The sequence below is a fragment of the Clostridium porci genome (assembly GCF_009696375.1).
GTDB classification, from domain to species: domain Bacteria; phylum Bacillota; class Clostridia; order Lachnospirales; family Lachnospiraceae; genus Enterocloster; species Enterocloster porci.
This window is the reverse complement of sequence record NZ_VUMD01000006.1, coordinates 213,141-239,905: the sequence shown is the minus strand read 5'-3', so window position 1 is coordinate 239,905 and position 26,765 is coordinate 213,141. Positions and strand designations below refer to the sequence as shown.

The following is a 26,765-nucleotide window of genomic DNA, read 5'->3' as shown; positions in this document are numbered from 1 at the left end:
TTAGGGCTTAGTAGGTAAAAGATGTTGCGCTTGGCGAACCGATTTCGATGAGTCTTTAGACTCCGGTGCCGGTAACAGACCCTTATAGGGTCAAAGCAAGCCACCGGCTAAGCCGGTGGTCTTGACTTCTCAAAAAATTTTGTGAAAAACAAAAATAAGATCCTTTTTTTCATATACGTTGCCTGGGAGCGCAATTAATGGTATACTATATCAATGTGCCAATAAGTAAAAGAGGGATTGAATGACAAAATCGTTGTATATAGCAGAAAAGCCCAGCGTTGCCCAGCAGTTTGCAGATGCCCTTAAGGTGAGGGGAAGGCGGGGAGATGGGTATATAGAATCGGAGGATACGGTAATTACCTGGTGTGTGGGGCACCTGGTAACCATGAGTTATCCGGAAGCCTATGACATGAAGTATAAGCGCTGGAGTATTCAGACGCTCCCCTTTCTTCCAAAGGAATTTAAGTATGAGGTCATTGGCAATGTAGCCAGGCAGTTTGAGACGGTGAAGGGCCTGCTGAACCGGCCGGACGTGGAAACTATCTATATCTGTACGGACTCAGGGCGTGAAGGCGAATACATTTACCGCCTGGTAGCCCAGATGGCAGGCGTGAAGGGGAAACGGGAGAAACGGGTCTGGATTGATTCTCAGACAGAGGATGAGATTCTGCGGGGCATCCGGGAGGCCAGGGACGCATCTGCTTACGATAACCTGTCGGCCTCCGCTTATCTTCGCGCAAAGGAGGACTATCTCATGGGGATTAATTTCTCCAGAGCTCTGACCCTCAAATATGGGCCTTCTATGTCGAATTACCTGGGAACGAAGTTTACAGTTCTTTCTGTGGGCCGTGTGATGACCTGTGTGCTGGGAATGGTGGTCCGCAGGGAGCGGGAGATAAGAGAGTTTGTAAAAACGCCCTTTTACCGTGTCGTCGGAACCTTTGAGGGAAAGGGGCAGGATGGGAAAACCGTTCCGATAGAAGGAGAATGGAGAGCCGTAGAGGGCTCAAGATATTTTGGCACTCCTTATCTGTATAAGGAGAACGGTTTTAAGGAAAGAGCGCACGCCGGGGAGCTAACAGAATATCTGCGAAAAGAACCGCCTCTGACAGCCATTGTGGTGTCTAAGGAGAAAAAGAAGGAGACGAAAAATCCTCCTTTGCTCTACAATCTGGCAGAGCTTCAAAACGACTGCTCCAGGATGTTTAAGGTCAGCCCGGATGAGACCTTGAAGGTGGTTCAGGAGCTTTACGAGAGAAAGCTGGTCACTTATCCTAGAACCGACGCCAGAGTTTTATCCACAGCAGTTGCCAGGGAAATCTACAAAAACATAGGAGGGCTTAAGGATTACGGCCCTATGTCCGCCTTTGCGGAGGAAATTTTGAAATCAGGCTCCTATAAAGGCATTGGGAAAACCAGATATGTCAATGACAAGCAGATTACGGATCACTATGCCATTGTCCCTACAGGACAGGGCTTGGGAAGCTTGAGGGGGCTGCCGCCTCTTTCCGAGAAGATATATCAGGTTATATGCAGAAGATTTTTAAGCATCTTTTATCCGGCTGCCATTTACCAGAAATACAGTGTGGAATTGGAGCGTCTGAAGGAGCATTTTTTTGCAAGCTTTAAGGTGCTGTCAGAGCCTGGTTATCTGAAGGTGGCGGATATAAAATTATCTAAGAAGCCAGAGGAGCTGCCAAAAGGGGAGAAGGGCGCCCTCGAAGGCAGGTTGTCAGGAGACGGGGAGGAAGGCGAAGAGGCGGATGTCCAGTCTCCAGAAGTTGACAGAACTGTCTTGCTTCAGATGCTTGCAGAACTGAAAAAAAATGATATACTAACCTTGTTGGAGCTGAACATAAAGGAGGGGGAGACTTCACCGCCGAAGCGGTACACCTCCGGCTCCATGATACTGGCTATGGAAAATGCAGGACAGCTTATAGAGGATGAGGAGCTTCGCGCCCAAATAAAGGGCAGCGGCATTGGAACCAGCGCCACCAGAGCAGAGATACTTAAGAAGCTGTTTCACATCAGGTATCTCAGCCTGAATCATAAGACCCAGGTCATTACGCCTACTCTTCTGGGAGAAATGGTGTATGACGTAGTGGAACATTCCTTAAAGCAGCTTCTGAACCCAGATTTGACAGCCAGCTGGGAGAAAGGACTTACCTATGTGGCGGAGGGTTCCATTACCTCGGAGGAGTATATGGAGAAGCTGGAGCGATTTGTAGCGGGCCGTACTGTAAACGTTATCCGTATGAATAATCAATACGATATGCGGGGATATTTTGACAAGGCAGCCGCGTACTATAAAAAAGAGCAGAGTCGTGATAAGGGCATAGCCAGCGGCGCAGGAACAAAAAAATCAGCAGCGAAAAGGAGAACAGATTATGAAACTGGAACAGATGACAATTAAAGAACTGTTAGACACAAGCCATACAATCGCGGAGAGACTCTTTGACGGACATGTGTATCCATGGGAGGTGCTACCTGACATCAGAGCATTTATTGAGGAGATGGGGCCCCTTCTTCCTGAATCTGAGTACAAAAAGATCGGTAAGAATATATGGATTCACAAGACGGCTAAGGTTGCTCCTACCATAGCTATGGGAGGGCCGATGATTATCTGCTCAAAGGCAGAGGTACGCCAGAGCGCATTTTTAAGAGGAGGCGTTATTATTGGAGAGGGCGCCGTTATAGGAAACTCCTGTGAGCTTAAAAATGCGATTATTTTCGACGGCGCTCAGGTTCCCCATTTCAATTATGTGGGAGATTCCATTCTGGGCTACAAGGCCCATATGGGAGCAGGCGCGGTGACTTCTAATGTAAAGTCCGACAAGTCTTTGGTAAAGGTACATGCTGAGAATGGGGATGTTACCACCGGCTTTAAAAAGTTTGGAGCAATTTTAGGCGATAAGGTAGAGGTGGGCTGCAACAGTGTGCTGAATCCAGGCACTGTAGTTGGAAGAAACAGCAATATCTATCCACTGTCCAGCGTAAGAGGCTGTGTACCGGCTGACTCCATCTACAAAAATCAGACAGAGATTATAATTAAGGAAGAAAGAGAGCCAGAGGATGCAGAGCAGGAGCTGGTGAAGGGCGGGCTTAAGGTAGTTAAATAGCTGAAAATAGGCTCAGTAAAGAACATAAAAGCGCCTCACGTTGAACTGTATTTCAATGTGAGGCAAATTTTTTGTATAACGCTCAATTCTATTATTTGGTTCCAAAGATCCGGTCGCCTGCATCTCCAAGACCTGGACAGATATAGGCATTTTCATTGAGGCAGCGATCTAGATGGCCTACATAAATCTGAATATCCGGGTGGGCCTTATGAAGGCGTTCAAGCCCTTCAGGAGCAGCAATGATAGCCATAAACTTGATTTTCCTGCCGCCGTGCTGCTTGATAAAGTCTACGGCAGATACTCCGGAGCCTCCGGTTGCCAGCATCGGGTCTGTGACAATGATGGTACGCTCCTCGATCGGACTGGGAAGCTTGCAGTAATATTCATGAGGCTCATGGGTTACCTCGTCCCGGTACAGGCCGATATGGCCTACCTTTGCGCTTGGCACCAGCGCCAATATGCCGTTCACCATTCCAAGTCCAGCGCGGAGTATGGGGACTACTGCCAGCTTGCGTCCGGCAATCATAGGGGTCATGCAGGTCTCGATGGGAGTTTCCACCGCCACGTCCTCAACCGGAAGATCCCTCAGCGCTTCGTAGCCCATAAGCATAGCAATTTCTTCGATTAGAGCACGGAATTCATTGGTTCCTGTGGCCTTATCGCGAAGGATGGAAATCTTGTGCTGAATCAGCGGATGGTCAAAAATCATTACATTATCCATGTTATGGCTGCTCCTTTGTCAGTTAGAATTATGGTAATTATAGCTCAAATGCTTTTTGATATCAACTATATTGTTAAAACTTGCGGCCTCGTTTTGGTTTTACTTGGTAGATGGGTCAAAGGAAACTAGGACATAATCTCCTAAGGAATGAGGTACAGGTATGGAGAAATAGATGGTTCCCTGCTTCTCGTAGCTGAAGGATTCCGGCCACTGTGTTTCGGAATCCAGGGGAAAATCCGCACCCCCCAATATTTGGGATAAGGCGTCGATGTCCCAGGCGCTTCGGTATTTCAATACCTCTGTCTCCACATCAGAGGAAATGCCGGAGAATTTAACATCGTCGCTGAGCACATATCCGGCCATGGTGTAAGCGTCGGAGAAATCATCCATTCCCAGATCCTGAATCTGCAGAAGGTTGACAGTATTTGAGTAAAAAAGATTGAGAGGATTGGCTGCGCCATCTGCGGTCAGGATGCCTGTATAGGTGGCTGTAAGCCGTTTGCGGTCTACAGAGATAACCTTGCACTTGACAGAGAGGGTATCCTTGGTGTTGTCGATACCGTGAGCCTTGATGACAGAGAGGGCGTTGGACTTTAAAAGGGCGTTGACCTGCTCCTGCTTTTTCGGATCGTCCGTCATATGGATGACCGGATATTGGATGGATATGTTTCCAGAGGTATAGGTTTCAATATCAGCCGCAATGCTGGAGGCAGTGCCTGTATGCTCTGGTGCTGTGGCCGCTTCAGACGCAGCCTCGGTGGTGGGAGCCATGGTTTCCGGCTCTGCTTCGGCTGACGCCTCGGTATGTATAGTGGAAAGGTCTGCTTTTTCAGGGGTCTGGCTGAGAACCAGCCCGATGGCTGTGCCGCCGATTACCACGGCTGCGCTGACTGCGCCAATTAGAATTTTTTTGTTGGTATCCATAATATATCCTCCTTTGTATTTTGGGTAGTGTCAGGCTGTTCAAATCGGCACAACCCGGTAATCGTTAGGACTCAGGCACCGAAAAGCCTATAGCCCCTCATTTGTCCTCTGGATGACCGGTCATATTGCATGCAAGTCCCTGTCAAGAACGTTAATTTCTTTTGTTTACAAGGATTTAAGAAGCATCAATATCGTGGCATCAGAGAATGGAAAGAATCTGGTTTTTCGAAATTCCACTGCCGTATTCCGAATTTTGTCCGAATCATATTTATTATATACGCTATTCATGGACGGAGTTTGAAGAAATGCTTACGAATTATTAAAGGCAGGAAGGAAAGTCGGAAAAAGGCGGGAAAGCGGTCGCAGCTTGGCAAGTTTTTCTTGACAGTGAAAAGCAAATAGAATTATACTGATTACCGCAAGGTAAGATTAAAAGCCCTTAGCTAAAAAGGAAAGAAAATATGAGGAAGAGACCACTTATTTTGCAATCAGATTTTGGAACGTCGGATGGAGCGGTCAGCGCGATGTATGGAGTTGCTTATGGAGTCGATCAGGAGCTGAAGATTTCTGACCTGACACATGAGATACCACAATACGATATTTGGGAGGCGTCCTACCGCCTGATTCAGACCCTGAGCTATTGGCCGGAGGGCTCTGTCTTCGTCAGTGTGGTAGATCCGGGCGTGGGTTCAACAAGAAGAAGCATTGTTGTCGAAACTAAGGCGGGACAGTATATTGTGTCGCCGGATAATGGAACACTGACTCACATAAAGAGAATGATCGGACTGAAGCAGGCAAGAGTAATTGATGAACGTGTGAATCGCCTTCCAAATTCTGGAGAAAGCTACACCTTTCATGGAAGAGATATTTATGCCTATACAGGAGCAAGGCTGGCAGCAGGCGTTATTACCTTCGAGGAAGTAGGGCCTCAGGTAGATGTGGAGAGTGTCATTGAACTTCCAATCGTGGAAGCCATCTACGATGGGGAAAAAGTAAGAGGAACCATTGATGTGCTGGATGTCCGCTTTGGAAGTCTGTGGACGAATATTTCACGTGATCTATTTAAAAAGCTGGGAGTCGATCATGGAGGGAGAGTAGAAATCAGCATAGAAAATGGGACACGTACACTGTACAAGAATATTTTGGCCTATGCTAAAAGCTTTGCGGACGTATATGTGGGTGAGCCGCTGGTATATGTAAACAGTCTGGATTGCATGGCTGTGGCAATTAATCAGGGAAGTTTTGCCAGGGCATATAATATCGGAACTGGGACAAGCTGGAGAATTACCATTCGCAAAGCTCCGAGGCTTGTATATGAAAATGAAAGCCAGGTTTTTGAAGGATAAATAGTAAGTACAGGAGGAGTAGATGAATCAGACAGGGCGAACACCGGCAATCGTATTCGAACACTTTCAATTCCAGTATTTTAGTCAGGCAGAACCGACACTCTATGATATTAACCTGAAAATCTACGAAGGGGAAAAGGTGTTGATTGTAGGCCCCAGCGGAAGCGGAAAGAGTACCATTGGTAATTGTTTGAACGGCTTGATTCCATTTTCTTATAAAGGGGAAATTCAGGGCAGCTTAAAGATTGGCGGAAAAGAAACCAGAGAGATGAATATTTTTGAGCTGTCCAAAAAGGTGGGAACCGTGTTGCAGGACGCGGACGGGCAGTTTATCGGACTGACGGTGGGAGAGGATATTGCCTTTGCTCTGGAAAATGACTGTGTACCTCTGGAGCAGATGAAAAAAACGGTGCAGGCAGTGGCGGATGTGGTGGATATGGGCAGGCTTTTAAAGGCTTCTCCCTATGAATTGTCCGGGGGACAAAAGCAGCGGGTTTCCTTTGCAGGAGTTATGGTGGATGATGTGGATATTCTGCTGTTTGACGAACCTCTTGCGAATCTGGACCCGGCAACGGGCAAGACTGCCATTGATTTGATTGACCGGGTCTGGAAGGAATCCAGAAAGACAGTGGTGATCATCGAGCATCGTTTGGAGGATGTGCTGTACCGGGAGGTGGATCGGATCATTGTTGTAAGCGAAGGCCGGATTGTGGCGGATATGACGCCGGACGAATTGATGGCCGCTGATATACTGCCTGGTCTGGGAATTCGTGAGCCGCTGTATGTAACTGCCATGAAATATGCGGGTATTCAGGTGAATGCTCAGATGAAGGCAGGACGTCTGGACACGCTGGATATCAGCCAGGTCAGAGAGCCTCTTAAGAAATGGAATCAGGATCAAATAAAAAAGGAAAGGAAAAAGGAACGTCCGGTCATTCTGGAGGCAGAGCATCTGAGCTTTCGGTATACGAAGCATCTGAGCATTTTGAGGGATATTAGCTTTCGAATCCAGGAAGGGGAGATGGTCAGCATTGTGGGAACCAACGGTGCTGGAAAAAGCACCCTTGCAAAGGTCATCTGTGGTTTTGTTACTGAGGATGAAGGAAGGCTGTTCTATTATGGAGAGGATTTAAAGGGGCAGACAATCAAGGAACGCTCGAAGAAAATAGGATATGTAATGCAAAATCCCAACCAGATGATCTGTAAGCCGATGCTTTATGACGAGGTTGCGCTGGGACTTCGCATCCGCGGCATTGCTGAAGAGGAAATTGAGCCGAAGGTGGATAGAGCGCTGCGAATCTGCGGTCTGGCACCCTTCAAGAAGTGGCCGGTAGCTACGCTGAGCTTTGGGCAGAAAAAGAGAGTTACCATCGCTTCGATGCTGGCGCTGGAGCCGAAGCTTTTGATTCTGGATGAACCCACAGCGGGTCAGGATTATCGCCACTATACAGAGATTATGGAATTTCTAAAGAGCTTGAATGAGCAGGGGGTAACCATTCTTATGATCACACACGACATGCACTTAATGCTGGAATATACTCCCCATGCGATTGTCATTTCAGACGGAAGGAAGATTGGAGACAATAGCGCTGTAAATATTCTGACCAATAAAGAAATTGCGGAGAAAGCAAACTTGAAGCTGACCTCTCTGTATGAATTGGCAATCAAAGCAGGAATGGACGACCCTTCTGTGTTTGTGCAGCGCTTTATTGATTACGAGAGGGGGACGTGCCGCAGATGAAAGCGAAGTTATTTGATTATGTTGACAGAGATAACTTTATGTTTAATCTTTCCGGGCTGACAAAGCTGGTGTGTTTCATCTGCATGACATGTTCGGTCATGTTTTCCTATGATGTCCGCTACATTCTGTTTGTCATGGCTCTTTCTGTAGTGATATTCAAAGTGTCCGGGCTCCAATTTAAGCAGATTAAGCTGATGACAATCTATGTGGTTATATTTCTTTTGATCAATTTTTTGCTGACCTATCTGTTCAGCCCAGGGTATGGAACGGAGCTTTATGGAACAGCCCATGAGATTTTCCGGTTTACTGCCCGGTATACGGTTACTTGGGAGCAGCTTTTGTATCAGGTGACGAAGATTACCAAATATGCGTCGGTGGTGCCTCTGGGAATGATTTTCCTGCTGACTACCAATCCAAGTGAATTTGCGGCATCGCTGAACCGGGTGGGGGTAAGCTATAAAGGCGCTTATGCGCTGTCTCTAACCCTGCGCTATTTCCCGGATATGATTCGGGATTATCAAAATATTGCGCTGGCACAGCAGAGCCGGGGACTGGATTTGTCCAGGAGGGAAAAGGTGAGAGTACGGGTGAAGAATAGTATGAATATCTGTATTCCCCTGATTTTTTCAACCCTGGATCGGATCGAGCTTATCAGCAACGCCATGGATTTGCGGGGATTTGGAAAGCATAAGAAGCGAACCTGGTACGGAGCCAGGCCGGTGAGGCGGGGGGACTGGATGGCGCTTGCTTTTGGAACTCTGATTTTGGCCGGTTCCTTGTATCTAACCTTTTTTGTAAACGGCTCCCGCTTTTGGAATCCCTTTATTTAAGGGTTGATGGAAGGGGAAGTGACTTTATGAAGCTGATTCTAGTTTTTTAGACAGGTTTTACTTACAGAGAGGGAAGGCCAGCTACCGCTTGTAGAATATCCCATAGAAGAAATTGTGGAGCATGCCATACTTAAGCCGGAGGCCTCTTTGGAAAAGGTTCGGGGAATCTTTGCGAAGCATTCGGTTGAAGCTATGAACACCAGTGGGTGGTTGAATTTACAAAAGCAACAGGTTAGCTCTGTTGCTGCCAAGGAGGAAAAGAAGATGACAAAAAAGATGTTTGAATTCAAGACAAAGACCATTGTTGCGACTGGACTAGGAGCGGCCTTATTTACGCTTCTGTTTATGTATGTGAAAATACCGACTGGAATTCCGTCTACGGATATCCAGACGGCATACGGGATTGGCGCGTTTTTCGCGTCCTTGTTCGGTCCCGTTGCCGGCGGCCTGATCGCGTTGATTGGACATGCCCTGTCTGATTCGATTCAATATGGAGCGGCGTGGTGGAGCTGGGTAATTGCCAGCGGGGTATCCTGCTTTGTGACAGGACTCATATATCCGAAGCTGCATGTAGAAGAGGGTGAGTTTGGGAAAAAGGATATTCTTAGATTTAATCTTTACCAGGTAGCCGCAAATATGATTGCATGGATTGGGATCGCACCGGTATTAGATATCGTCATATATGCCGAACCCCCAGAGCTGGTATTTACCCAAGGAATTGTGTCCGCAATTTCCAATTCAATTTCTGCAGGTGTAATAGGTTCCCTTTTGCTGGCAGTTTACAGCAAGACAAGATCCAAAAAGGGCAGCCTGAAAAAGGAAGGATAAAAGGGCAGAAGAATGCGGGAAAGAGGAAGGCTGGCCAGAGAGCTCTGCTTTGGCTGGCCTCTTAGGATAGCCTGCTTAAAATTGGGAATGGGAAGCTGGGATAACAGCAGGAGAAGCGTTAGTGAATGAGAGGGTAGGATTACCTGCCCCATGGAGGAACGTTGGATATGAATGTAATGCTGATTATTGTACAGGAGAGAGATGCGGCCGGGCTGGCGGCAGCATTTAAGAAACATAGGATTCAGGCTACCAAAATTGATGCCGGGGGTCTGGTGTCCAACCGCAGGCTGAATGTGTTCCTGGTAGGTACAGACCGGGTTGAAGAGACGCTGAAGCTGGTTGAGATCAGCTGCAGGGAAAGGGCCATTGAGATTGAGGATAAGGAATATAACGGTCATATGTTTGTGGATGTTCAAAAAAACATAGTGATAGGAGGAGCTACAGTGCTTTTGCTGGGGGAGGCAAGACTCCTGAAGATAAAGGGACTTTGTGATCAGGAATAGGGTGTCTGGCTATAGGGGACGGGTGAAAATGGCTTTTATCTGCAAAAAACGCTTGCCAAATAGGCTAACCTATGGTAAAATAGCTAACGTTGCAAAGATAAGCCGGCATGTCGGAATGGCAGACGAGGCGGACTCAAAATCCGTTGATGGCGACATCGTGTGGGTTCAAGTCCCACTGCCGGCACTACCTTGGCAGGGCGAAGTTCTGAGATTGATGATTTCATCGTTCTTGGGACTTTTTCTTTTGCTCACGCAACCTATGGTATCGAATCTTTCGTTGAAAAAGCCTCTTATTTATTGTATTATGTAAGGAGTATTTGAGCAGAATGACAGACAGGAGGTGTTTGCCTTGACCTGTAGGGAAGCAGAGCGTCTGGTAATGCCGTATATTAATGGAAGTATTACTGATGATGAGTTGAGGGACTTTTTAGAACATATTGAACATTGCGGCGAATGCCGGGAGGAGCTGGAAATTTATTTTACGGTAGACGTAGGAATCAGGCAGTTGGATGAGGAGACGGGCTCTTATAATATCAGTGGGGACTTAGAGACGGAGCTGGAGCTGTCCAGGCAGAGGATACACACTCTGCGCCTGCTGCAGACAGCCCGGTATGCAGTGAACACACTTTGCTTTTGGGCCTTGCTGGTGGTTATAATACTTCAAGTTCGAATATGGGGACAGATGGGGTTTATGGGCCTTTAGCGCAGTGTACCGGGCTTGAGATTCGGACAGCTCTGGGGTTATCTATGCAATGGATAGAAAGGATAATTATATAAATGGATAAGCTGGTATTAATTGACGGACATAGCATACTGAACCGGGCCTTTTATGGGGTACCGGATTTGACCAATTCGGAAGGGCTTCATACCAACGCAATATACGGTTTTCTGAATATTATGTTCAAGATTCTGGAGGAGGAGAAGGCGGATCATGTGGCAGTAGCCTTTGACTTAAAGGAGCCGACCTTCCGCCATAAAATGTATGGCGCCTATAAGGGAACCAGAAAGCCAATGCCTCAGGAGCTTCATGAGCAGGTTCCTCTTATGAAAGAGGTTCTTACTGCAATGGGGATTCCCATTATGACCCTTTCTGGATATGAGGCTGACGATATTCTGGGTACAGTGGCAAAGCGGAGTCAGGCTGAGGGGATTGAAGTATCTGTGGTATCCGGCGACCGGGATTTGCTGCAGCTGGCAGATAAGCATATCAAAATCCGGATTCCCAAGACCAGCCGCTCTGGTACAGAGGTAAAGGATTATTATCCTGAGGATGTGATACGGGAATATCAGGTAAGTCCTCTGGAGTTTATTGATGTAAAAGCTCTTATGGGAGACGCTTCGGATAATATTCCAGGCGTACCCTCCATCGGGGAAAAGACGGCCACAAGCCTGATTGTAGCTTACAAGAGTATTGAGAATGCCTATGCGCATTTGGAGGAAATCAAGCCGCCCAGGGCGCAGAAGGCGCTGAGCGAGCATTATGAAATGGCTCAAATGAGCAAGGAGCTGGCTGCCATCTGCATCGACTGTCCGGTGGAATTTACCTATGAGGATGCGAAAATAGAGACTTTTTATACCCCTGAGGCCTATCAGTACATGAAGCGGCTGGAGTTCAAGTCTATTCTTACACGGTTTGACGCTTCTGCAATGGGAGATGACTCTACCTCCAGGCTTGAGGATCATTTTGTACTTGTGAAGGATGAAAAGACAGCTGCGGGCATATTTAAAAAAGCGGCAAAGGCGTCTGCCGTGGGTGTTCAGCTTATAATCGGAAGGGAGCGTAAAGAGGCAGCGGAGGCTTTGGAGCAGCTGGCCTTCCAATTTGACGAGAATGGAGGAATAAGGGCAGGCAAGAAGGCCAGGGCAGGCCTGAGTCCTGTGACAGGCCTGGCTCTTTGTCTGGGAGGCGAAGAGATCTACTGCATGGCAGTGGGAGAGGGTCTGGGGGAAGCTGTGCTTTTGAATAACCTGAAGGCACTGTGTACAGAGAAAGGCGGCGGCAGTTCTCCCCAAGAAATCTGGGTTTTGAATCTGAAGGAAATGCTCCCCTATCTGGAACTTGAGGATACGGCTTCTGTTTATGACGAAGGGGTTGCCGGATACCTTCTGAATCCTTTGAAGGATACTTATGCTTATGATGATCTGGCAAGGGATTATTTAGGGCTGACAGTTCCCTCCAGAGCTGATCTGCTGGGTAAGGCTGATTTGGGAGAGTCCCTCTGGGTTGAAGAAAAGGAGGCCGTTACCTGCGCCTGCTATATGGGATATATCGCTTTAAAAGCAGCAGCTCCATTAAAAAAGCAGCTTCAGGATACAGGCATGTATCGGCTTTACACAGAGATTGAGATGCCTTTGATCTACAGTCTGTTTCATATGGAGCAGGAGGGTGTAAAAGTAGAGCAGAAAGAGCTTAAGGCTTACGGCGACCGCTTGAAGGTTCAGATTGCGGAGCTGGAGCAGGAGATATACAGGGATACAGGAAAAGCCTTTAACATAAATTCTCCCAAGCAGCTGGGAGAGATTCTTTTTCAGGAGATGAAGCTGCCGGGAGGCAAAAGGACCAAGACCGGCTATTCCACTGCCGCGGATGTGCTGGATAAGCTGGCGCCGGATTACCCGGTGGTGCAAAAGATTTTGGATTATCGCCAGCTTACAAAGCTGAATTCTACCTACGCAGAGGGGCTGGCCGCATTTATCAGCGCAGATGGCAGGATTCATGGAACCTTTAACCAGACCATCACTGCTACAGGCAGAATTAGCAGCACAGAGCCGAATCTCCAGAACATTCCGATCCGCATGGAGCTGGGGAGGGAGATCCGGAAGGTGTTCGTTCCAAAGGAGGGATGTGTGTTTGTAGATGCGGATTACTCACAGATAGAGCTGCGTATTTTGGCCCATATGTCCAATGATGAGAGGCTAATCGAGGCTTACCGGTCGGCTCAGGATATCCATGCCATAACGGCTTCAGAGGTGTTCCATGTACCTCTGGATGAGGTGACGCCTTTGCAGAGGCGCAACGCTAAGGCGGTTAACTTTGGTATTGTGTATGGTATCAGTGCCTTTGGACTTAGCGAGGATTTGAGTATCTCAAGGAAAGAGGCTGTGGAATATATTGAAAAATATTTTGAAACCTATCCTGGGGTTAAGAGCTTTCTGGACGCATTGGTAAGCCAGGGAAAGGAGATGGGATATGTAGCCACACTGTATGGCAGGAGACGCCCTATTCCTGAGCTTAAATCAGCCAGCTTTATGCAGCGTCAGTTCGGAGAGCGTGTGGCTATGAACTCACCCATCCAGGGAACGGCGGCAGATATTATGAAAATTGCCATGATAGCAGTTGATCGTGAGCTGAGGAGGAGGAATTTAAAGTCCAGAATCGTACTTCAGATTCATGATGAGCTTTTAATTGAGACTGCGAAGGATGAAATAGAGACGGTAAAGGAACTTTTGATAGATAAGATGAAGCATGCCGCAGAGCTGCATGTAGCTCTGGAGGTGGAGGCTCAGGTTGGCAGCTCCTGGTTTGATGCCAAATGATAAGCCTGATCCAGTCAGGAAGCATATGGGATGGCAGGAGCAGAACCGGTTAAAAGCTGGGGCAGCAGAAGCCATGCCGGGCGACGGAGCATCGGACAGTCAAACAAGCGGCAGCAGAAGCCGGACATGAGAAAGCTGGAGCTTGTATAAAGGGGGAAAATTAGATGAATGACGCAAAATACAATGAGCAGGCTGGCCAGCCCTTCGGCACAGAGCGTCCAGAAAGAGGGAGGTTCATCCTTGGCCTTACGGGAGGGGTGGGGGCAGGGAAAAGCCGGGTTTTAAAGATCCTGGCGGCAGACTACGGCTTTCATGTAATCCAGGCTGATCAAGTAGCAAGAGCAATGCTTCAACCTGGAAGGGAGAGCTATCAGGCGGTAGTAGAATACCTTGGTTCTTCCATTTTAAATCAGGATGGATCGATTAATCGTGTGGTAATGGCAGAGCTGATTTTTTCTGACCCTGTCAAGCGGGCTGGTGTTGACAGGATCATTCACCCGTTGGTTTGGAAGGCCTGCTTTAAGGAGGCCAGGGAGGGGAGGTCGGTGATAGAGTCTGCCATTCCCTCAAAAGAATTCCGTGACAACTGCCATGAAATTTGGTATGTTTATGCATCATGGGAAAACCGCATGGCCCGCCTGAAGGAGGGACGGGGATATGGGGAAGAGAAAAGCCTGAGCATCATGAAAAATCAGGCGCTGGAGGAAACCTTCCGTTCCTTCTGTGATGTCGTGATTGATAACAATGGAACAGTGGAAGAAACCATGGGTCAGATTCAAAGACGGCTAAAACTGCTGGGTCAGGCTTCCTTTGGCCGGCAGGAGGATGTCTGAGCCAGTCTGGACCTGCCGGTTGGATAGGAAGGCATGCCTGGCCTGGGCCTTTAGGAATCAAATTTATAAAAAGGACTATAAACATGAGAATGGTAAGCATTGCAAGCGGAAGCAGTGGTAATTGTATTTACATAGGATCAGACAATACGCATATTCTGGTAGATGCGGGAATCAGCAATAAGCGGATTCAACTGGGCTTGAATGAAATTGGTTTGACAGGGAAGGATGTGAAGGGCATCCTCATTACTCATGAGCACTCGGATCATATTAAGGGACTTGGGGTATTGGCAAGAAAATATGAAATACCCATCTACGGAACAGCAGAAACCTTGGAGAAAGTTGCCTTTGCCGGTAGCCTGGGAGTATTTGACAGAGAGCTTTTAACTCCTATCTGCCCGGATAAGGAATTCCAGCTGGGAGATTTGACGGTAAAGCCCTTTAAGATTGACCATGATGCTGTCAATCCAGTGGCGTACAGGGTGCAGGAGGGAGATAAATCAGTGGCGGTTGCTACAGACATGGGGCACTATAATCAGTACATAATCGACTGCCTTCAGGGACTGGACGCCCTTCTGCTGGAGTCCAACCATGATGTGCGTATGCTGGAAACAGGCCCCTATCCCTACTACTTAAAGCGTAGAATACTGGGAGATCGAGGCCATCTGTCCAATGAAAATGCAGGACGGCTTTTGAACCATTTGCTTCACGATAAGCTGAAGAAGATTCTGTTAGGCCACCTGAGCAGGGAGAACAATTACGCAGAGCTGGCATATGAGACTGTTAAAATGGAGATTGATGTGGGAGACTGCCCCTATGGATCTTCAGACTTTTCGATCTCTGTGGCGGGCCGCGATAGTATGAGTGAAATTATTTATGTATGACAAAAGGCAATTTTTTATGCCTATTTTGCTTCACTTGAAAAAATTGCGACATTACCTGCAAAAAAGGTACTTCCTGCACATCACTCACTGGATATAAAGCCGGAAATTATAAGTAAAATGGAAAACGCCTTTAGACAATTAAAGATACAGGGAAATTGCGTCATGGCAGCGGCACTTTTGATTACGGCGGCTGGGCGGTATGGTTATAGAAAATAATAAAATTGTGACAGAAACCGCAGAGTTTTACTGCATGGAACTATAAGAAAAAATAATAAAACCCAGGGAGACTTTTTAGGGAAGATGTGTTAAACTGTTTACGAACATCCCCGCTGGAGAGCTGAGGGAAAAAACGGCATGAGGAGAATGAAGATGAGTAAGGCAATTATTACAGTAGTAGGGAAAGATACAGTAGGAATCATAGCAAGGGTATGCACGTATCTGGCAGAGAATCAGATTAATATCCTAGACATTTCCCAAACGATTGTTCAGGGGTATTTTAACATGATGATGATTGTGGATGTGAGTAATATGGTCAAGTCCTTTGGGAGCGTAGCAGATGAGCTGGAGAAGACAGGAGAGGGAATCGGAGTTAAGGTAAAGATCCAGAGAGAGGATATTTTCACTAAAATGCATAGAATCTGACGCCTGCCGGCTAAGGGGAAATCCTGATAAACAGTAAGAAAGGGACGCGAAAAACCATGATTAATATATATGAAGTAAATGAAACCAACAACATGATTGAGCACGAAAAGCTGGACGTGCGTACAATCACTTTGGGAATCAGCCTCTTGGACTGCGCAGACAGCAATCTGGAAGCTTTAAACCAGAAAATATATAATAAAATAACGGCTCTGGCAAAGGAGCTGGTTGCAACTGGCCGGGATATTGAGCAGGATTTCGGCATACCGATTGTAAATAAGCGTATATCCGTAACTCCCATTGCTCTGGTCGGAGGAGCCGCCTGTAAGAGCCCTGAGGATTTTGTGTCCATTGCCAAAACTCTGGACAGGGCTGCCAAAGCGGTGGGAGTAAACTTTATTGGCGGGTACTCGGCTCTTGTAAGCAAGGGGATGACGACAGCCGACAAACATCTTATCCTCTCGATTCCCCAAGCCTTGGCTCAGACAGAGCGCATTTGCAGCTCTGTTAATGTGGGCTCTACAAAGACAGGGCTTAATATGGATGCTGTGGAGCTGATGGGACGGATTGTAAAGGAGACGGCAGAGGCTACAAAGGAGAAGGATTCGCTGGGCTGTGCTAAGCTGGTGGTATTCTGCAATGCGCCGGACGATAATCCGTTTATGGCAGGAGCATTTCACGGCGTCACAGAGGCAGAGGCTGTCATCAACGTAGGCGTAAGCGGTCCGGGAGTTGTAAAGGTAGCTTTGGAGAAAGCCAGAGGGGCTAACTTTGAGGTGCTCTGTGAGACTATCAAGAAAACTGCATTTAAGATTACTCGTGTTGGTCAGCTGGTGGCGCAGGAAGCGTCCAGACGCATGGGAATTCCTTTCGGGATTATAGATTTGTCTCTGGCGCCCACTCCTTTTGTAGGCGACAGTGTGGCGGAGATTCTGGAGGAGATTGGCCTGGAACGGGTGGGGGCTCCCGGAACTACCGCAGCCCTTGCGATGCTGAATGATCAGGTCAAGAAGGGCGGCGTAATGGCTTCCTCCTATGTGGGGGGCTTAAGCGGCGCATTCATACCTGTCAGTGAGGATCAGGGGATGATTGATGCAGTGAGCCTGGGCGCTCTGACGATGGAGAAGCTGGAGGCTATGACCTGTGTCTGCTCTGTAGGCCTGGATATGATAGCAATTCCGGGAGACACTTCGGCAGCTACCATTGCAGGTATCATTGCAGACGAGGCTGCCATCGGCATGGTTAACCAGAAAACTACGGCTGTCCGTCTGATTCCTGTTATCGGCAAGAAGGTGGGAGAGACGGCTGAATTTGGAGGGCTTTTGGGATATGCCCCTATTATCCCGGTGAATACCTTTTCCTGTGAGCGATTTGTAACCAGGGGCGGAAGAATTCCGGCTCCTATTCACAGCTTTAAGAATTAAGGCGGACGTCCTTATGAGAATTTATTTGATCCGGCATGGCAGGCAGTGCAGCAGACTGTGTAATGTCAATGTTGCTTTATGTGAGAAAGGCTATACACAGGCGGCTCTGGTTGGAAAACGGCTGATTCCTGCAAAGATACAGGCGGTTTATTCCAGCGATCTGCTTCGGGCGTTGGAGACGGCCCAGGCTGCCAATCGCTACTGGAAGGTGGAGCATTTTATAAGGACTGAGCTTCGGGAGATATCCTTCGGAGCGATGGAAGGGCTGTCTGAGGCTGAGATTTCCTTCCGATATAAGGACTTTAAAATCCGTCAGGACAGAATGGAGGAGGATTTGCCATACCCGGAGGGAGAATGTGCGGCAGATGTGATACGCAGGGCAGAACCCGTGTTTCAGGAGATGGCGGAGAGCGGCTATGAGCGGATTGCCGTAGTGACTCACGGCGGCGTCATACGATCTATGGCGGCTCACTATTTGGAAATACCTTTAAATAAGTGGCGTATTTTGGGAAAGGATTTGGAGAACTGCGGCATCACGGAGCTTTTATGGAATGAAAAGAAAAAAAGCTTTATACTGGAGCGGTTTAACGATTATGCTCATCTGGAGTCTCATCCTGAGCTTTTGCGGAATGCCTGGGCGGAGACTGAAGGCTGGGAAAGCGTTTGAGCAGAGGGCAGAAGAAAAGCGGCTAAGGCAGCGCCTGGCAGGAATCAATTATAAGGAGTGAGTGTATGAATCACCAGGATCGGGAAGAACTGAAAAGAATGCTGGAGTGGTTTTTGAATGAATCTCTGGAGCGGATTCTGCTTAGTCATCCTGTAGACAGAGGGGCGATGTCCAAATCCAGACTTCGTCCCTTGCTGATTAAGGGGGCCTTAGCTTTTCAGGCGGAGGAGCAGAAAGGAAAGCAGGCATTTCACCGGAATATGAGCCGGGAGGAGGCGGTAGCCTATGTAATGGCTTTATTGGATGGCTCCTTTAAGCAGGGAGAGATTGTGTCTTCTCTGGGTAGGGCTGTGATTCTGGTGAGTAAAAAGGGGAAAATAACCATGAAGATCAAGAGGAACCCGGCAGATAAGGGAATCCTGACAGGAAGCGGCTCAGATAAAGCTCATGGGACAAGATCCGGGCAAATAAGCAGTCAGGCGCGGATTCAGTCAGGTTCCCCTTTGCTGGAGCACAATCGTAAGAAGCGGTATATTCTGGAGGAAGGCAGGGCCGTTCCTTTTCTGGTGGATCTGGGAGTTATGACACAGGAGGGAAAAATTGTAAACAGCCGTTATGACAAGTACCGCCAGATTAACCGGTTTTTAGAGTTTATTGAGGATATCCTACCGAATCTGAATCAGGAGAGGGAGACTACGATTATTGATTTTGGATGTGGAAAATCCTACCTTACCTTTGCTATATATTATTACCTAAAGGTGCTCAAGGAGTATCCGGTTCGTATTATCGGATTGGATTTGAAGCAGGATGTAATTGACCAATGTAACTCTATCAGCCGCAGGTACGGATATGATACGCTCCGATTTTACCATGGAGATATTGCCTCCTATGAGGGAGTGGAGCAGGTGGATATGGTGGTTACGCTCCATGCATGTGATACAGCTACGGACTTTGCACTGGCAAAGGCTGTAGGCTGGGGAGCAAGGGTAATTCTGTCTGTGCCCTGCTGCCAGCATGAGCTGAATGGCCAGATAGAAAACCAGCTTTTGAAGCCTGTGTTACAATATGGCTTGATTAAGGAGAGGCTGGCTGCCCTCTGTACAGATGGGATCAGGGCCCAGATGCTGGAAGCAGCAGGCTACAGAACTCAGATTCTGGAGTTTATAGATATGGAGCATACGCCAAAAAATATATTAATCCGGGCCATACGCCAGGGAAAGAAAAAAGATAACAAAGCAGCGATCCGGGAATTAACGGAATTTCTGGGAGTTCATCCCACGATTGTGAAGCTGCTGGGGGCGGAATTGGAAGGGTAGGCTGCAGGTTTCAGCAGAGGCAACCACATATGTTGGAAGGATCATGGATGAACACTTTGTGCAGTATACCTCCATTAGTAGAACCCCAGAATAAATCAACCTTGGGGACAAAGACTGTTACCAAATGTAGCTACAGGATACATACGGGCTGGGTAAACTCGTTGCTAATAGGATGGGCCTGTTTTCTTGCCTGTATGCTCTGGCGCAGGTGGGAGGCATACATATCCTGCCTGAACATGGATAGGGCGGCACCTGAAAGAAGCTGGTGGGCGCCGGCTGTTTTTGTAAGGAGCGGGACAGAGGCTTTTTGCTTTAGATAGGAAAGCAGTTCTGCGCTCTCTTTTTTAAAGCCCAGGATTCGTGCATAGGGAGCATATCCGGCCAAACGGCCGGTCTGGATCTGCTCTCTGGTGACGCCAAGGATCAAATGAAGCAGGGCGCGGCTGATACGAGTATAGGTGTACTGCCTAGTTTTTAGCTGCTGGATACGGCCCTCCCAGTCTTCATACTGGAGGAGGCGGCCCTTCAGACGGAAGGCCATATCAGAAGAAAGGTCGGCATACCGGGTAAGATCCCTGTCCTCTTGAGCCGCAGTCAGCAACACATAATTTAAAAGACCGGACAGATCCTGGGAGGTGATCACAGGCTCTTGACTGTACATGGGTATGAGGGAGGAGGGGATATGCGGCAGGATTGGGCTGGGCAGCACCTTAAGCCTGACTCTGTCTTGTGATTCCTGACTTAAGCTTTGCCTCAAAGCTGAGGCCGAGGCCTGTCCTTCTTTCAGGGAAGTATCATGATACCCCTGCCCCTGCCGTTTAATGGTCACAGGGATGAGAGGGCTGTTCTGACGGAGTATGGCCTTACAGTATTCGATGCCCAGAAGATTATTGGGGGAGCCAAACAGACGGTTCAGGCTATCACTATCCAGGGGAAATCCGGATTCCGATGGGGATATGGCAAGCAGGGCCTGGGTTCTGGCCTGAGGCCAGCTTAAGCCGTCTCTTAAGCCCTGGCCCAGCAAGGATTGAAAGGGTTCTGTCTCTCTGACCAAAAGGCCGGCTGCAGCCTTCAGATTTTGGATGCATCCGTCCTCACTGCCAAAGCAGACCGTATCTATCCCGCCCAAAGCTGAAAGCAGCGCTATGGCGCAGGCTCCAAAGTCCTCCGCGCTGCTGACAGCAAAAACAGAGGGCAGCTCCACTACCAGATCAGCGCCGCAGGTAAGCGCCATGCGGGTTCTTACGTATTTGCTGAAAATGGCAGGCTCCCCTCTCTGAACAAAGTCACCGCTCATGACTACCACACAAAAGTCAGAGCCAGTTATCTGGCGAGCCTGCTCTATATGATACTGATGTCCCTTGTGAAAAGGATTATATTCTGCAATAATTCCTGTTACCTTCATAGATATTACCTCATTTATCTGCTACATAGTATGTACATTATAGCGGCATTTTAGCTTGAAGTCCAACTGTTTATTTAAATTCATTCATGTGTATGGTGTATGGCGTGTCAGGTGAATTTCGGGCTGTTTATAAATCTATTATAATTTGAACACAATTTTTCCACAATCACTTCACAATTCCATCATAGATCCGGATTATATTTATTCATACAAGGAACAACAAAGGTTGTATGTAAATAGAGAGAGAGGTATGAAAGGAGATGCTACTATGTACGAAAATGAGAATCAAAATGATCAGACCTTAAATAACCAGCAGCAGGATAACATAGACAGACCTTCAAGACAGCAGGAGCCTGAGGTGAACTGGACAATACCGGAGGCAGGGAATCCTTATGAAAGAGCCGGGAACCGGTACAGCCAGGCCGGCGGCCCGGAAGGGAATGTTCACAATGGGCAGCAGTACGGACAGATGGGAAATGCCAATCACCAAACTGCTGGTACAGGCTACTGTCATCAGCCAACCTTTCAGGGAAATATAATTCAGAGCAGCGCAAAGGGATCGGAGCAAAGAAGGAACAGAAGCTCTCTGGCGAAGAAGGCGGCAGGCATAACGGCAGCAGCCGTTCTGTTCGGAACCATTTCCGGTGCAGTTATGACAGGTGTGAATTATATTGGGAACCGTCTTGCAGGTACCTATAAAACCACAGCAGATGGCGCTAAAGCCCCAGCTCAGCTTCAGCAGGCAGCTCCAACCGCCGGCACACAGAACGGAGGAAGCCAGGGAGCTACAACGGTATCTGCCTTAACAGATGTATCCGGCATTACAGAAGCAGCTATGCCCTCCATCGTTGCTATTAATGACACCATGACCATTGAGGAAAGAGACTTTTTCGGAATGCCTCAGACCTATCAGGCCCAGAGCAACGGCTCAGGTATTATTGTAAGCCAGAACGACACAGAGCTGCTTATTGCTACGAATAATCACGTAGTATCAGGCGCCCAGGATTTAAAGGTCACATTTGTAAACAATGAGGAAGTGAAGGCGGCAGTGAAGGGTACAGATTCTGCTACGGATCTGGCTATTATTGCGGTTCAGCTATCCGATATTCCCTCAGATACCATGAGCCAGATCAAGGTAGCCCAGATGGGGGATTCCGATCAGATTAAGGTAGGACAGCAGGTACTGGCCATCGGCAATGCGCTTGGATATGGTCAGTCTCTAACCGTAGGCTATGTCAGTGCGCTTAACCGGGAGATTACAGATAAAAGCGGAATCAAGCACACATATATACAGACGGATGCAGCGATCAACCCTGGCAACAGCGGCGGAGCCCTTCTGGACTTAAATGGCAATGTAATCGGCATCAACGCTGCCAAGACGGCTTCCACGGAGGTGGAGGGAATTGGCTTTGCCATTCCAATTTCCAGCGCTCAGGATATATTAAACGATCTTATGACCAAAAAAACCCGTATCACTGTGGCAGAGGATGCCCAGGGCTATCTGGGAATTCAGGGAATTAATGTGGACGCAGCCTCATCCCAGAGCTTCGGTATGCCCGTAGGAATATATGTATACAAGATTGTAGAAGGCGGAGCGGCGTCCAGATCCGAGCTTCGGGAAAAAGATATTATTACAAAGTTTGACGGACAATCTGTTACCAATATGGAGGAATTAAAACAGATGCTTACCTACTATGAGGGAGGCTCTGCAGTGACTCTGACGGTACAATCTTTAGAGAACGGAAGCTATGTGGAGCGTGATGTGCAGATTACCCTGTCAACGAAGTCGGCCGCCCAGTCTTAACCGATTCACAAAAGATTTTTATATCTATTTCATGGAAAGTGTGTTATACTGAACCTAACAGACATCTTAAAGGAGGTTCAGCTTATGAAACTAGTATATGCAATCGTAAGGAACGACAATGAAGATGATGTAGTAAGTCAATTAACCCAGCACCATTACAGTGTTACCAGATTATCCACTACAGGAGGATTTCTGAAAAAGGGAAATACTACACTGATGATCGGCGCGGAGGATAGCAAGGTGGACGAAGTGATAGAGCTAATCAAGCAGGAGTGCGGCCAGCACCAGAGGCTAACTGTGAATATGCCCTATGTTTCAGGAACCACGATGGTAAACTATGCTACGGTGCCTATGAGCGTAGAGGTGGGAGGAGCAACCATATTCGTGATGAATGTGGATCGCTACGAGAAAATTTGAGAAAGTGGATTGCTGCTAAGATTTGAATTTCAGGATAAGAAAGATCCAGGGCTGTGTGAGATGAAGCCCTGGATTTTTTGCGAAAAGTAACTATAAGAATTACTAAGGTATGTAAAAAAATGCAATATTTGAATAAAATCGACTTGTATCCCCTTTTCGGTCAGTATATAATAATATCATATGTTTAAAAGACTAAGGAAAGGGGTAAAATTTACCATGGGATTTATTGATACGATTAAGGCACGCGCCAAAGCTGATAAAAAGACGATCGTGCTTCCCGAATCGATGGACAGAAGAACCTGGGAGGCGGCGGAGAAAATTCTGAAGGAGGACATTGCAAATCTGGTTATTATCGGAACTCCTGAGGATATTGCGGATCACAGCGCAGGACTGGATGTGTCCAAAGCGACTGTTATCAATCCCCAAACCTATGAGAAAACTCAGGAATATATCGATTTATTTGTTGAACTCAGAAAAGCGAAGGGTATGACGCCGGAGAAGGCAAAAGAAATTATGATGTCAGACTATGCTTACTACGGCTGTCTGATGATTAAAAACGGCGATGCAGACGGTATGGTTTCCGGCGCGTGCCACTCTACTGCTGATACGTTAAGGCCATGTCTTCAGATTATTAAGACTAAGCCAGGCACGAAGCTGGTATCCGCATTTTTCCTGATGGTTGTTCCAAACTGCGAATTGGGTGCCAGAGGAACCTTTGTTTTTGCGGACTCCGGTTTAAACCAGAATCCGTCTTCTGAGGAGTTGGCAGCTATTGCGAAGTCATCTGCCGAGTCCTTCCGCCTGCTGGTTCAGGAGGAGCCGGTGGTGGCCATGCTGTCTCACTCTACAAAGGGCTCTGCCAAGCACCCGGATGTGGATAAGGTGGTTGAGGCTACCAGGATTGCAAAGGAGGCTTACCCGGATCTGAAGGTAGACGGAGAGCTTCAGCTGGATGCGGCTATTGTTCCAAGCGTTGGATCTTCTAAGGCTCCGGGCAGTGAAGTGGCAGGTAAGGCCAATGTTCTGATGTTCCCGGATCTGGATGCAGGCAATATTGGCTATAAGCTGGTTCAGAGGCTGGCAAAGGCGGAAGCCTACGGACCTGTTACACAGGGCATTGCAAGACCTGTTAACGATCTGTCCAGAGGCTGCTGTGCAGATGATATCGTGGGTGTAGTGGCAATCACAGCCGTACAGGCCCAGGCAGAGTAAAAAAGCGAACAGGAGGATGCGTTTAAATGAATATATTGGTGATTAACTGCGGAAGCTCATCGTTAAAGTACCAGTTGATTAATTCGGATTCAGAAAAGGTTCTAGCAAAAGGGATCTGTGAGAGAATCGGCATTGAAGGAAGCCAGATTACCTATCAGCCGTCAGGCGGAGAAAAGAAGATAACAGTCTCTCCTATGCCTACGCATACCCAGGCGATTAAGCTGGTGCTGGATGAGTTGACTGACGAGGCCACAGGAGTTATTAAGAGCCTTGGGGAGGTTGGGGCTGTAGGTCACAGGGTGGTTCATGGCGGTGAGTCATTTACCTCCTCCACATTAATTACAGAAGAGGCTATGAAGGCCATTGAAGAGTGTAACGATCTGGCGCCTCTCCATAATCCTGCTAATTTAATCGGTATCCGTGCCTGCCAGGAGTTAATGCCAAATACGCCCATGGTAGCCGTGTTTGACACTGCGTTCCATCAGACCATGCCGGAGAAGGCATACCTGTACGGACTTCCATATGAGTACTATGAAACGTATAAGGTGAGAAGATACGGGTTCCATGGAACAAGCCACAGCTATGTTTCCAAGAGAACAGCAGAGTTTCTTGGCAAGCCTTACGACTCTCTAAAGACCATCGTGTGCCATCTTGGCAACGGCTCCAGTGTCTCAGCTGTCCTCAATGGCAAATCCATCGATACAAGCATGGGCTTTACACCTTTGGAGGGCCTGGTTATGGGCACCAGAAGCGGTGATGTGGATCCTGGAGTTATGCAGTTTTTGATGCATAAGGAGCATCTGGATATTGATCAGATGATGGATATTCTGAATAAAAAGTCAGGTATTTACGGCATGTCAGGAGTATCCAGCGATTGCCGTGATGTGGAGAATGCGGCCAATGCAGGCCATAAAAGGGCAAAGATTGCTCTGGAATCTTTTGCATACCGGGTAGCCAAATATGTAGGAGCTTACGCGGCAGCCATGGGCGGTGTGGATGCCATCACCTTCACGGCAGGCGTAGGAGAAAATGACAAGGTTACCAGAAAGATAGTATGCGAGCATTTGGCATTTTTGGGTATTCAGGTTGATGATGAAGCCAATGCAAAGAGGGGACAGGAAGTCAGAATTTCTACGCCTGATTCCAAGATTGCCGTACTGGTTATTCCAACTAACGAAGAGCTGGCTATTGCCAGAGAAACCCTTGCTTTAGTATAATAGTTTAGAGCAGTCACCGGCTTGGCAGGCGGCTCAGAATGGTAATGCTACATGCTAGGAACGACGACATAAATAGAATAAAGCTCAGCTTCTCAAAAAAAGGGGAGCAAAAAACACGGTTCTAATTGGCTTTATGGCTGCTGGAACCGTGTTTTTTGTGCGGTATTACTGCAAAGCTCTATTTTGCGGCGCCTCCTAGGTGCGGCGTTATTGAAAAGAGCTGTTTTAAAGCAGACTCTTTTTCTTTTCTAAAGGTAACCCGGCAGCTTTGGCTCAGACAGAATCCGAAGGATGCCGGCGGGCCTGTTCCCGGTATTGGGTAGGAGTTATGCCCTCCTTTTTCTGAAAGCACTGGGAAAAGTAATTGGCGGAGCCAAAGCCCAGAGATTCCGCGATCTGACGCACCGTATTGTCCGTAGTCCGGAGCAGAAATCTAGCTTCGGCAAAGCGTCGTTCCAGTAGATAGTTGATAGGGCTGATTCCGTAGGCACGGTTAAAGCTGCGTATGATACTGTATTTAGTCAGACCAATTTTAGAGGCCAGAAGATCCAGATTGACTGTCTTGGTAAAATTATCATCAATATACTGCCGAATCCAGGAAATTTTGTGATCGGAAGGCTGATCGGGTTGTAAAGCAGGAGCAGATGGCTCCAGTTGGAAGTGGGACTGCTGGATCAGAAGAATGAAAAGCAGAGTCAATATACTGTTGCTGGCGGCTTGATAGCTATCAGGCTTACCAGACACCTCCTGGATGAGAGCAGTGAGAAGGGGGCGGATCAGGCTGGATTGGGAGCGGAAGCTTCCCTTGTAATAGCCTGAAGCGGCATCATGAAAAAGGACATTAATGTGGGAAAAACCAAGCACCACATATTCCAAAGGCGCGGAAGCAGTGCTGGATTCCCCATGTTCTATGGTGGGATTGACAATCATAAAATCCCCGGCTTCCACAGAAATGGACTGATCACGGACAGAGAAGCTTCCCTTTCCGCCAACGCAGAAAAAAAGTTCTGTAAAGTCATGAGAATGGCGCATCCCATTCCAGTCCCGTTCAAACTTAAAGGGAGAGACATAGAGCAGTCTGCCGGATTCACCGAATAAAATTGCTTCGTTCAAATCAAATAGCTCATACATAGTGGTTCCTTTCGTGTTTCTTTACTGGCAAAATCCTCTGCTTCCTGAATTTGTGCCAGGTTAGTTCCGTCATTGTGTGGAGGCAGTTAGCTTGATAACCATAGACTATTGCCATAATTTAAAAAATAAATATTTAATATAAAGTATAAATCGATAGATTAAATGAAAAAAAGTCTCAAAGTTAATCATAGAAAGCAATTTATCTAACTTATATGTAAATATAACATATTTTTATTCTTGGGGCAAGAGGATATACTGAAAACATAATAA

The 26,765-nt window shown here is 47.6% G+C and carries 23 protein-coding genes and 1 tRNA gene; 20 read left to right on the top strand and 4 right to left on the bottom strand.

Translation table 11 applies throughout. The features are described 5' to 3' along the window. Positions 1-241 precede the first annotated feature (241 nt). Complete coding sequence (locus tag FYJ39_RS09000) at positions 242-2,413, top strand: DNA topoisomerase (RefSeq protein WP_154472135.1); 2,172 nt, start codon at positions 242-244, stop codon at positions 2,411-2,413. Next, a complete protein-coding gene (locus FYJ39_RS08995; protein WP_154472134.1) occupies positions 2,388-3,119 on the top strand; it encodes an acyltransferase in 732 nt (243 codons plus the stop codon). The genes FYJ39_RS09000 and FYJ39_RS08995 overlap by 26 nt, the downstream gene beginning before the upstream one ends. A gap of 91 nt (positions 3,120-3,210) precedes the next feature. On the opposite strand, the gene upp is transcribed toward FYJ39_RS08995, so the two are convergent. Further along, the gene (gene upp / locus FYJ39_RS08990; RefSeq protein ID WP_154472133.1) at positions 3,211-3,840 is read right to left on the bottom strand and encodes a uracil phosphoribosyltransferase; all 630 of its coding nucleotides are present in this window, start codon (positions 3,838-3,840) and stop codon (positions 3,211-3,213) included. Positions 3,841-3,939: 99 nt separating this feature from the next. Next, positions 3,940-4,764, bottom strand: coding sequence for a hypothetical protein (locus tag FYJ39_RS08985; protein ID WP_154472132.1), 825 nt, complete (start codon positions 4,762-4,764; stop codon positions 3,940-3,942). Between the two features lie 461 nt (positions 4,765-5,225). Here FYJ39_RS08985 and FYJ39_RS08980 point away from each other — a divergent pair, with 461 nt between their 5' ends. The 14 genes from FYJ39_RS08980 to FYJ39_RS08910 all read left to right on the top strand — a co-directional run bounded on the left by FYJ39_RS08980 (position 5,226) and on the right by FYJ39_RS08910 (position 19,309). Further along, positions 5,226-6,110, top strand: a complete 885-nt coding sequence (locus tag FYJ39_RS08980; protein ID WP_154472131.1) for an SAM hydrolase/SAM-dependent halogenase family protein — start codon at positions 5,226-5,228, stop codon at positions 6,108-6,110. 22 nt (positions 6,111-6,132) lie between these two features. Further along, positions 6,133-7,851: an ABC transporter ATP-binding protein gene (locus tag FYJ39_RS08975; RefSeq protein ID WP_154472130.1), complete on the top strand. Its 1,719-nt coding sequence runs from the start codon at positions 6,133-6,135 to the stop codon at positions 7,849-7,851. Continuing rightward, positions 7,848-8,681, top strand: a complete 834-nt coding sequence (locus FYJ39_RS08970) for an energy-coupling factor transporter transmembrane component T family protein (protein WP_154472129.1) — start codon at positions 7,848-7,850, stop codon at positions 8,679-8,681. The genes FYJ39_RS08975 and FYJ39_RS08970 overlap by 4 nt, the downstream gene beginning before the upstream one ends. A 264-nt stretch (positions 8,682-8,945) precedes the next feature. Continuing rightward, a complete protein-coding gene (locus FYJ39_RS08965; RefSeq protein ID WP_154472128.1) occupies positions 8,946-9,509 on the top strand; it encodes an ECF-type riboflavin transporter substrate-binding protein in 564 nt (187 codons plus the stop codon). Between the two features lie 167 nt (positions 9,510-9,676). Then, positions 9,677-10,012 (top strand): cyclic-di-AMP receptor, encoded by a 336-nt coding sequence (locus FYJ39_RS08960; protein WP_235919783.1) that lies wholly within the window; start codon positions 9,677-9,679, stop codon positions 10,010-10,012. Positions 10,013-10,113: 101 nt separating this feature from the next. Next, positions 10,114-10,196, top strand: a tRNA-Leu gene (locus FYJ39_RS08955). Between the two features lie 156 nt (positions 10,197-10,352). Further along, positions 10,353-10,715: an anti-sigma factor family protein gene (locus FYJ39_RS08950; protein WP_353847271.1), complete on the top strand. Its 363-nt coding sequence runs from the start codon at positions 10,353-10,355 to the stop codon at positions 10,713-10,715. 74 nt (positions 10,716-10,789) lie between these two features. Next, positions 10,790-13,549: a DNA polymerase I gene (gene polA / locus FYJ39_RS08945; RefSeq protein ID WP_154472125.1), complete on the top strand. Its 2,760-nt coding sequence runs from the start codon at positions 10,790-10,792 to the stop codon at positions 13,547-13,549. 164 nt (positions 13,550-13,713) lie between these two features. After that, positions 13,714-14,382 (top strand): dephospho-CoA kinase, encoded by a 669-nt coding sequence (gene coaE / locus FYJ39_RS08940; RefSeq protein ID WP_154472124.1) that lies wholly within the window; start codon positions 13,714-13,716, stop codon positions 14,380-14,382. Positions 14,383-14,465: 83 nt separating this feature from the next. Continuing rightward, on the top strand, positions 14,466-15,263 hold the full coding sequence (locus FYJ39_RS08935) for an MBL fold metallo-hydrolase (protein ID WP_154472123.1): 798 nt from the start codon (positions 14,466-14,468) through the stop codon (positions 15,261-15,263). A 369-nt stretch (positions 15,264-15,632) separates the two neighbouring features. Continuing rightward, positions 15,633-15,905, top strand: coding sequence for an ACT domain-containing protein (locus tag FYJ39_RS08925; RefSeq protein WP_154472122.1), 273 nt, complete (start codon positions 15,633-15,635; stop codon positions 15,903-15,905). 56 nt (positions 15,906-15,961) lie between these two features. After that, complete coding sequence (locus FYJ39_RS08920) at positions 15,962-17,326, top strand: PFL family protein (protein WP_154472121.1); 1,365 nt, start codon at positions 15,962-15,964, stop codon at positions 17,324-17,326. A 13-nt stretch (positions 17,327-17,339) separates the two neighbouring features. Then, complete coding sequence (locus tag FYJ39_RS08915) at positions 17,340-17,993, top strand: histidine phosphatase family protein (protein ID WP_154472120.1); 654 nt, start codon at positions 17,340-17,342, stop codon at positions 17,991-17,993. Positions 17,994-18,058: 65 nt separating this feature from the next. Beyond that, the gene (locus FYJ39_RS08910) at positions 18,059-19,309 is read left to right on the top strand and encodes a methyltransferase (RefSeq protein ID WP_154472119.1); all 1,251 of its coding nucleotides are present in this window, start codon (positions 18,059-18,061) and stop codon (positions 19,307-19,309) included. Positions 19,310-19,439: 130 nt separating this feature from the next. On the opposite strand, the gene FYJ39_RS08905 is transcribed toward FYJ39_RS08910, so the two are convergent. Continuing rightward, positions 19,440-20,714, bottom strand: coding sequence for a tRNA(Met) cytidine acetate ligase (locus FYJ39_RS08905; RefSeq protein ID WP_154472118.1), 1,275 nt, complete (start codon positions 20,712-20,714; stop codon positions 19,440-19,442). Between the two features lie 268 nt (positions 20,715-20,982). Between FYJ39_RS08905 and FYJ39_RS08900 the strand changes: the two genes are divergently transcribed. The 4 genes from FYJ39_RS08900 (at position 20,983) to FYJ39_RS08885 (ending at position 25,364) form a co-directional block, all read left to right on the top strand. Further along, positions 20,983-22,518, top strand: coding sequence for a S1C family serine protease (locus FYJ39_RS08900; RefSeq protein ID WP_154472117.1), 1,536 nt, complete (start codon positions 20,983-20,985; stop codon positions 22,516-22,518). An 84-nt stretch (positions 22,519-22,602) separates the two neighbouring features. Beyond that, a complete protein-coding gene (locus FYJ39_RS08895; RefSeq protein WP_154472116.1) occupies positions 22,603-22,935 on the top strand; it encodes a cyclic-di-AMP receptor in 333 nt (110 codons plus the stop codon). 216 nt (positions 22,936-23,151) lie between these two features. Further along, complete coding sequence (pta, locus tag FYJ39_RS08890) at positions 23,152-24,147, top strand: phosphate acetyltransferase (RefSeq protein WP_154472115.1); 996 nt, start codon at positions 23,152-23,154, stop codon at positions 24,145-24,147. 26 nt (positions 24,148-24,173) lie between these two features. Then, positions 24,174-25,364: an acetate/propionate family kinase gene (locus tag FYJ39_RS08885; RefSeq protein ID WP_154472114.1), complete on the top strand. Its 1,191-nt coding sequence runs from the start codon at positions 24,174-24,176 to the stop codon at positions 25,362-25,364. A gap of 273 nt (positions 25,365-25,637) precedes the next feature. On the opposite strand, the gene FYJ39_RS08880 is transcribed toward FYJ39_RS08885, so the two are convergent. Then, positions 25,638-26,495 carry an AraC family transcriptional regulator gene (locus tag FYJ39_RS08880; RefSeq protein ID WP_154472113.1) on the bottom strand — a complete coding sequence of 286 codons (858 nt, stop codon included), beginning with the start codon at positions 26,493-26,495 and terminating at the stop codon, positions 25,638-25,640. Positions 26,496-26,765 lie beyond the last annotated feature (270 nt).